8 protein-coding genes and 1 pseudogene are annotated in these 6942 nt (G+C 57.9%); 3 read left to right on the top strand and 6 right to left on the bottom strand.

Translation table 11 applies throughout. The annotated features are described in order from the left end of the window. Together GG26_RS13310 and sixA are read right to left on the bottom strand one after the other, a co-directional pair. Positions 1 to 319: pseudogene (locus GG26_RS13310) on the bottom strand (RNA-guided endonuclease TnpB family protein); the annotation flags it as partial. A 230-nt stretch (positions 320 to 549) separates the two neighbouring features. Then, entirely contained in the window at positions 550 to 1113 is a 564-nt protein-coding gene (sixA, locus tag GG26_RS13305) for a phosphohistidine phosphatase SixA (RefSeq protein WP_083759151.1), read from the bottom strand. 190 nt (positions 1114 to 1303) lie between these two features. Between sixA and trxA the strand changes: the two genes are divergently transcribed. The 3 genes from trxA (at position 1304) to GG26_RS13290 (ending at position 3549) form a co-directional block, all read left to right on the top strand. Beyond that, positions 1304 to 1645, top strand: a complete 342-nt coding sequence (trxA, locus tag GG26_RS13300; RefSeq protein ID WP_011429660.1) for a thioredoxin — start codon at positions 1304 to 1306, stop codon at positions 1643 to 1645. A gap of 130 nt (positions 1646 to 1775) precedes the next feature. After that, the gene (locus GG26_RS13295; protein ID WP_414391118.1) at positions 1776 to 2846 is read left to right on the top strand and encodes an LOG family protein; all 1071 of its coding nucleotides are present in this window, start codon (positions 1776 to 1778) and stop codon (positions 2844 to 2846) included. 22 nt (positions 2847 to 2868) lie between these two features. Continuing rightward, positions 2869 to 3549 carry a phosphoribosylanthranilate isomerase gene (locus GG26_RS13290; RefSeq protein ID WP_011429662.1) on the top strand — a complete coding sequence of 227 codons (681 nt, stop codon included), beginning with the start codon at positions 2869 to 2871 and terminating at the stop codon, positions 3547 to 3549. Between the two features lie 22 nt (positions 3550 to 3571). On the opposite strand, the gene GG26_RS13285 is transcribed toward GG26_RS13290, so the two are convergent. From GG26_RS13285 to rbfA, 4 genes are all read right to left on the bottom strand, one after another. Beyond that, complete coding sequence (locus GG26_RS13285) at positions 3572 to 4447, bottom strand: helix-turn-helix domain-containing protein (RefSeq protein WP_099812362.1); 876 nt, start codon at positions 4445 to 4447, stop codon at positions 3572 to 3574. Positions 4448 to 4511: 64 nt separating this feature from the next. Further along, positions 4512 to 5330 carry a pseudouridine synthase gene (locus GG26_RS13280; protein ID WP_011429664.1) on the bottom strand — a complete coding sequence of 273 codons (819 nt, stop codon included), beginning with the start codon at positions 5328 to 5330 and terminating at the stop codon, positions 4512 to 4514. A gap of 44 nt (positions 5331 to 5374) precedes the next feature. Then, positions 5375 to 5884 carry a hypothetical protein gene (locus tag GG26_RS13275; RefSeq protein WP_011429665.1) on the bottom strand — a complete coding sequence of 170 codons (510 nt, stop codon included), beginning with the start codon at positions 5882 to 5884 and terminating at the stop codon, positions 5375 to 5377. Positions 5885 to 6243: 359 nt separating this feature from the next. After that, positions 6244 to 6693 carry a 30S ribosome-binding factor RbfA gene (rbfA, locus tag GG26_RS13270; protein ID WP_011429667.1) on the bottom strand — a complete coding sequence of 150 codons (450 nt, stop codon included), beginning with the start codon at positions 6691 to 6693 and terminating at the stop codon, positions 6244 to 6246. Between the last annotated feature and the right edge of the window lie 249 nt (positions 6694 to 6942).

Below are 6942 nucleotides of genomic sequence, written 5' to 3'. Positions count from 1 at the left end.
GGAATGAAAAGATACGTGCGTCGTAGGTAACGAACCTACGCTTGAACTCTTTAACCGGACGGTTGCGCTGTCTCGCCACTTTGCGGGAACCCGCCACCCGTCTGCACACCTGTTGAGCCAAGTTACTGGACAAGCCAAACCAGGCTCGAATCTCGTAGTAGCAAAGGGATTGGAGTTTGACTGCGTTGACTACTTTTTCTAGTGTGTTTTGGTTGACCCAGTTCAATGCCTGTACAAAGGCATCCATCGTCGCGTCCAATTTGGCGGCTTGCGACGGGGACACCTTGAGCTTATAGGATATGGTCAGGACTTGGCTCATAAGTTCATTGTACTTCATCAAAGCGCATTCCTCCCGACACTGACCCTACGGGTACAGTGCGGGGCTCCTGCGATTTCTAGCTGAGTGGCGTTGATGGTCTCAAACTGGTTGAATTCAGGGGTGAAGATCTTAGCCATCGTGAAATGCTCCCTACGCCTGGGTGTTTGTACCACCTTAACAAAAGTTAACGCTAGCTGCCACGTTCGCACAGCTACATCAGGGGGGCAGAGTCAGCGCAATATCACTTTGGGAGAAAGCAACAACGTCAGGGATCCCTGGCAATAGTCGATACGGCCTTCTGCAAAGCGCACCTGGGCCAAGCCTGCCTTTTTGAGGGTAATGGCCTGGGGATTGGCCGGCTGCAGGCCAATAGCCGCCTGTATCCACAGGCTCAGATCCGGCTGGTGGCCGACCAAGGCCAGAGACGTGAAGGGATCCCGCTCCGCCTGCCAGCGCACCAGGTCGGCGAAGCTGCCGTCCGGGGCCAGCGGCTCAAACACTTCTAGAGCTTCGGCCAAGTTCTCGTCGAAAAAAATCTCCGCCGTCTGCCGCGCCCTCACAAGGGGACTGGTGAGCAGGAGATCCCACTTCCAGCCCATATCCTTGAGTTGGCGGGCAATTTTGCGGCAGCGCTTGCGTCCCTCATCGGTCAAGGCGCGAAAAGCGTCCTCCACTCCCGCTTGCGCTTCTTCGGCTATGCCGTGGCGAATAAAATCCACAGCCACTTCCTGGACGGAAGCCCGCTTCTCGGCTTCAGCCTGATTGCTTCCCTCTGGCCCGAGCTCAAATGTCATCGGCCCTTGCACGCTTTCTCACTCCTTCAGTCCAGAATACCCCGCTCGGCTTGGAAAAAGCTCGCCTGTTCAGCCTGACCCTCCGGCAGAAAATTGCAGGCGCCTGCTGCGGCCTAAAACAAAAGCCCAGAAAGTTGTGATAGGATTGCTTGAAGTGACAGGTATGTACTGTTTCAGGAGTTCTCCAAGCATGTCTGCAGCAATAGACGTCGCTGATGCTACCTTTGAGGCAGAGGTGCTGCGTAGCGATATTCCGGTCTTAGTGGATTTCTGGGCGCCCTGGTGTGGCCCATGCCGGATGGTGGCTCCTGTGGTTCAGGAGATAGCCGAGCAGTATGCCGGCAAGGTTAAGGTTGTGAAAATTAATACAGACGAGAATCCCCAAACTGCCAGCCAGTATGGCATTCGCAGCATTCCCACTTTGATGCTCTTCAAGGGAGGCCAGAAGGTCGATGTGGTAGTCGGCGCTGTGCCCAAGGCAACTCTAACGACAATTCTGGAGAAGCACTTCGACACGCCTGCCGAGAGCTAAGGTCCTAGCAGGAGGAGCGGCCCTCAACGCTTCAGAGCGCTATGTTTGGATCCGGGGGTAAGGCCTAAGTAGCATTTAGCGTCGATAGCCTATTGCAGTAAAGTAATGACAGAGAACTCTGGATTCTGGCTTGGCTGATTCCCTTTCTTCTCTTCTCCAGGAAATTTTCTCCAACGCCGAGACTCGTCTGAAGCAGTTGGAGCATCACCCCAACCAGACGGCTTGGCTGCGCGTTTTGCAGTCGCTGCAGCGGATGGGATCTCTGAATCTCAGCCGCCTGGACGCTAAGATCCTAGCGGCCACGCTTGAGGATCTGGAGCAGGGCTTTGCGGCCTTCCAGAACTATGTCCATCAGCGCAAGGTAACAGTTTTTGGGTCGGCACGGGTAGGGCCGGACAGCCCGGAATACCGCCAGGCACAGTTGTTCGCCCACTGCATCAGCCAGCGAGGGTTCATGGTGCTGACGGGGGGCGGCGGTGGGATTATGGAAGCCGGCAATCGGGGCGCAGGGCTGGAAAACTCGTTTGGGCTGAATATCCAGCTTCCCTTCGAGCAGATGGCCAATCCTGTGATTGCCGCCAGCGATCGGGTAATTAACTTTAAGTATTTCTTTTCACGCAAGCTCTTTTTTGTCAAAGAAACCGATGCGCTGGTGCTTTTCCCCGGTGGCTTTGGTACGCAGGATGAGGCTTTTGAATGTCTGACCTTGATGCAAACCGGCAAAACCAAGCTCATGCCCTTGGTGCTGGTGGACAAGAAGGGCGGTTGCTACTGGAAAGAATGGGATGAATATGTGCGGGAGCATCTACTCAGCCGCGGCCTGATCAGCCCGGAAGATCTCTTCTTATACACCTTAACCGACGATGTAGGGGACGCCTGCCAGCAGATCCTAGATTTTTATCGCATCTTTCACAGCAATCGCTATGTGCGGGAACTGCTGGTTTTGCGCTTGAATGCCAAGCTCTCGCCCCAGGCTCTGGATATCTTAAACGAAGAGTTTGCCGACATTCTCGACTCGGGCCGGATCGAGCAAACCGAGGCTTTGCCGGAAGAAGCAGAGGAAGAGATTGCCCATCTGCCGCGGCTGGTGATGCACTTTAACCAGCGTAACTTTGGACGGCTGTGGCAAATGGTGCGCCGGATCAACACGCTTCATCCAGCACAGCCGGATCGTCTGCAAATGCGCCCCGACCAAAAGTAGGGGATTGTCGGAAGGGATCCCAATGGGCCGGTTGTTTGTCAAAATCTGCGGCATCACCCGCCAGGATCAAGCGGAGGCTATCGCCGCGCTGGGGGTGAGCGCTCTTGGATTTATCGCAGTGCCCAACACGCCGCGCTATTTGCCTCTCTCCCAGGCCCGCTGGCTTGCCTCCCTACCCCGCCATGTGGAAAAGGTGGGGGTCTTTGTGGATCCGGATCCCCGTACCATTGCCACCTGGGTGGAAGTGGGCGGCCTCACGGCTGTTCAGCTCCACGGCCGGGAATCGCCAGAAGAGTGCCGGCAACTGGGAGAATGGCTCCCTGGCATTCGCCGCATTAAGGCCCTGCGCATTCGCCACCTGGCAGATCTGGAGGCAGCCCACCTCTACGGCGACTGTGTGGAGGCTCTGCTTCTGGACGCCTATCACCCCCAGCGTGCGGGTGGCACTGGGCAAACCCTCAACTGGCCAGAGTTGGCCCACCGCTCTCTGCCCTTGCCCTGGCTCCTGGCCGGTGGCCTCACCCCAGACAATGTTCTGCAGGCCCTCAGCCACCTCCAGCCCAGCGGCATTGATCTCTCCAGCGGTGTGGAACGCCAGCCGGGCGACAAAGATCTGCACAAAGTCTGGCGTCTGCTGCAGCAGTTGGAATCCCAAGGGTGGCAAATCGCTTCTGCCCTACCTCAACCCAATCAAGGCCTTTAGCCCCTCCGTCCGAGCCGGATCCCTATTGCAAGGATTGGAAGGATTGAATGTCTAGCCCCGGCTCAAACATCAGCTCTTTCACCTCTCCAAACCTTCCCATCACTCCCAGATCGCGGTCGTTGAAGGTCACCAACACCCCGCCGGCATTGCCGGCGCGCAGCACAATCGATCGCTCGGCTTCCCAGTTCAGCTCCGCCCCCGGCTGCAGGGTGGCCTCAAAAACGGTTTGTCCATCGGCAATGACTCGTAGCCAGGAGGGACGCTCTACCACGCGAATATCAAGGCGCACCGGCTTGCGCGGCGGGGCCTCCAACACGTCGGGGAAAACCCCCTGGATGCGCGTCCACTGATCCAGTGTGGGAAACATCTGGCGAAGGGTCGGTTCTGGGCTGCGCCCAGGGGAGTCAGCTGCTCGCGGCTGCGACTGGGATCCCTCGCCGCTTTGTAGGCTGGCCAGCCAATGCCCAAAGGGGTTGCCCGTGCCGTCCAAAAGAGCCGACAGCCCTCCCACCGCCAGCACGACCAGCACCACATAGGCGGCCCAAAGGTGAAAGGGGCGCAGGGCAAAGGCCGGCTGTTCGCCAACAGCAGTAAGAGGAGGGAGCGCATGGGGCGTTTTGGCAGATAGGAGTGGCAAAGCTTGCCGAGATAAAGCCTCGCCATCCAGCCCCAGATAGTTGGCATAGCGCTTAATGAAGCCTTGCACGTAAACCGGCTCCGGCAGCCGACTCAAGTCTGCTTCCTCCAGGGCCTGCAGATATTGGGAGCGGATGAATGTATCGTTGGCTACATCTGTCAACGTCAGCCCCCGTGCCTCTCGTGTTTGCCGCAACAGGGATCCCAGGGCTTCCAATCGCGTTAGCGGGACCGAGTCCTTAGAGCGTTCCGACTCTTGCATCGTTCGGCTACCTGCGGAAGAGAGGAGGCTAGTGTGAGATTGTGCGCACAGTTCCCACAGCTAATTATGAAGAGGGACGGAAAGAGTGCAAAGAGGCGCTTCTGAACAGAGCCAAGCTGTCGGTACCGGCAAGAGGGGCTAGCAGAGCCTGAACCTCTTGGGGCTCCAATAGGCGGAACTGACCTGCCTTTAGGTTTCCGAGGTGCAGCGGGCCGATTGCTTCCCGATGCAGCCTGAGCACCGGATGCCCCAGCTGCTCCGCTACGCGCCGAATTTGCCGGTTGCGCCCCTCAAACAAAACCACCCTCAGCCACGAGGAATTGGCATCCTGCCTATACCCAAAGTTGGGAGCAGGGCAGAACTCCACCTCTGCCGGCAGAGTAGTGTACCCCTCTAAGTTTACTCCGTCTCGCCACTGTTGCAGGGTAGCCCGGCTCGGACGCCCCTGTACCTGCACCCGATAGATTTTGGGCAGATGATAGCGCGGATGGGTCAGCTTCAGCGTCAGGTCGCCATCGTTGGTGAGCAGCAGCGCCCCACTGCTGTCTGCATCCAGTCGGCCCACGGGATAAAGGCGGATCTGCCGGTTCCAGGGCGGGGGAAGCAGATCCAGCACCGTCTTGCGCCCCCACGGATCCTTGCAGGTTGACAAAACCCCCAGGGGCTTGTGCAGGAGCAAAACGTAGCGGGCTGGATCCCCGAAAGGGATCACCCGTCCATCCACCTCGACGCGATCCCGTTCGGGATCGGCTTTAAAGCCCAGCTCGGTGACCACCTTCCCGTTCACCCGAATGCGCCCGGCCAGGATCCAGGCTTCCACCTGGCGACGGGAGGCCAGCCCCTGTTGAGCCAAGAGCTTCTGGAGCCGTTGGGGTGTCGCCATAGGCATGGGGTCACAAGAGAAACAGCGATCGGAGAACGGGGCTGCTAGGCAGCAGAGTCTTCGGATTTCGAGAGCAGATCCGGCAGTTCCGCAGGACTGGAGGCCAATAGCAGCATTTCTGACTTCGACCCTGAGCTATCTCCCAGGGAATAGCTGAGGCCACAATCAAATTCTTCTGCCAGCCGGCAGACTTCCTTGAGATCTCCCACCGACCAAATGCTCCAACTGCTCCGAATCTGGTTATCCACCCACACTTGCACGCGGTTGCCTTCGATGTGAATGATGCGCTTGGGGTTGGCTTCTGAGGCCCGGCCTGTAGACTCAACCAAGGCCTCCGGCCCGCTGACGCCAACGGAAGATTTTTGCCTCAAAGCCCCCAGAGCAGCCATTAACTGCGGCAGAGCCAGTAAAAGGTGCTGGGTGGCTTGTTGGGGTTGCCCTTTCAAGCAGGAAACCAAAGCTTCGGCAACACTCTGGTTCAGAGCTTGCAGAGCTTGGAGTGGAGTAGCACCCGCTAAAGCGGGATCCGGTTGCAGTGGGCTTTGAACATCCATGAAAAGGCAGAAAAGGCACAAACCGCAACTTTACAGCCCTTTCGCCGGTTTACGGCAGCGACGGTGCTGCCCATTGGGGCAGAAGGCCCCGGTTGGCGTAAGCATGCCGCCGACATTGAGCCCTGTACAGATGAGATGGCCGGGGAAAAGGCCGTATGGCTTCCTTAAGCCTAACAAATCCAAAAACTTCTCCGTGAGACAACATTGCTTTGAGGTTGTCCGCATCGCTGCGAAGCCAAGGCCTCTCCGGTCCACTTGGTCATTCAGGTAGGTTCTTTTCTCGCTTGTGCAAAGCAGGCGGAGCTTTAGCGCAGATCCCCCAGGTTGGCACGAAAGTGGGCAACTCTTAAAGCGAGCAACTATTGTTGTTCGCTCAATTCGTCTTCTTCACCCCCAGGGGTGTCCGCCATCCTTCCCTCAACCCCAGGGTGGGATCCCTCCTGTTGTTGGGCCTCAGCGGGCTGTCTCAGTTGGTTGAGCAGGGCCAGAACCCGGGATCCCCGCTCCAAAGAGCGATCCTGCAAAAACACCACCGTCGGCACCCGTCGCAGGCCGAGGCGCTGACCGATTTCCCGCCGCACGAAGGGAGTGGCGGAAGCCAGCCCCTCCATGGTCTGCTGCTGGGCCGCTTCATCGCCATAGATGCTGACGAAGATGCGGGCATTTTGCAGGTCATTGGAAACCTCTACGTCCACAATGCTGACCATCCCTGCCCCCACCCGGTCATCTTTGATCTCCGAGAGCAGGATTTGGCTGACCTCCCGTTTGATCAGCTCGGCTACCCGTGCCACCCGTCGCGCTGTCGCCATTTTTCTGTCCTTAGGTTCCTATCTTCTGCAAACTTGCTCTGGCCGGTTGCCGGCGGCTCCTTAGGTGGTGCCAGCTTCTCCTCGCCATGTCCTCAGAACAGTAGCAGATGCTACGCGCCTCTTCTCCTTCCCCCTCTATTCTGGGTCCATGTCCACCCTATCTTGAGTATGAATACGTGACGTACTCCCGCACTCATGCTGACGCATAGAGTGCAGGCTTCCCAGTGACTCCTGCCCGATAGCAGGACA

Source organism: Synechococcus sp. 'PEA 65AY6A-5F PE A' (genome assembly GCF_047462575.1).
Classification (GTDB): domain Bacteria; phylum Cyanobacteriota; class Cyanobacteriia; order Thermostichales; family Thermostichaceae; genus Thermostichus.
Note: the sequence above shows the minus strand (reverse complement) of the source record. Positions and strands in the feature narration are given on the sequence as shown.

Excerpts from the sequence above, each read along its gene's own strand:
- GG26_RS13290 (WP_011429662.1), top strand. The coding sequence starts at position 2,869 with ATGGGCCGGTTGTTTGTCAAAATCTGCGGCATCACCCGCCAGGATCAA.
- GG26_RS13275 (WP_011429665.1), bottom strand. The coding sequence starts at position 5,884 with ATGGATGTTCAAAGCCCACTGCAACCGGATCCCGCTTTAGCGGGTGCT.
- sixA (WP_083759151.1), bottom strand. The coding sequence starts at position 1,113 with ATGACATTTGAGCTCGGGCCAGAGGGAAGCAATCAGGCTGAAGCCGAG.
- rbfA (WP_011429667.1), bottom strand. The coding sequence starts at position 6,693 with ATGGCGACAGCGCGACGGGTGGCACGGGTAGCCGAGCTGATCAAACGG.
- GG26_RS13285 (WP_099812362.1), bottom strand. The coding sequence starts at position 4,447 with ATGCAAGAGTCGGAACGCTCTAAGGACTCGGTCCCGCTAACGCGATTG.
- GG26_RS13280 (WP_011429664.1), bottom strand. The coding sequence starts at position 5,330 with ATGGCGACACCCCAACGGCTCCAGAAGCTCTTGGCTCAACAGGGGCTG.
- trxA (WP_011429660.1), top strand. The coding sequence starts at position 1,304 with ATGTCTGCAGCAATAGACGTCGCTGATGCTACCTTTGAGGCAGAGGTG.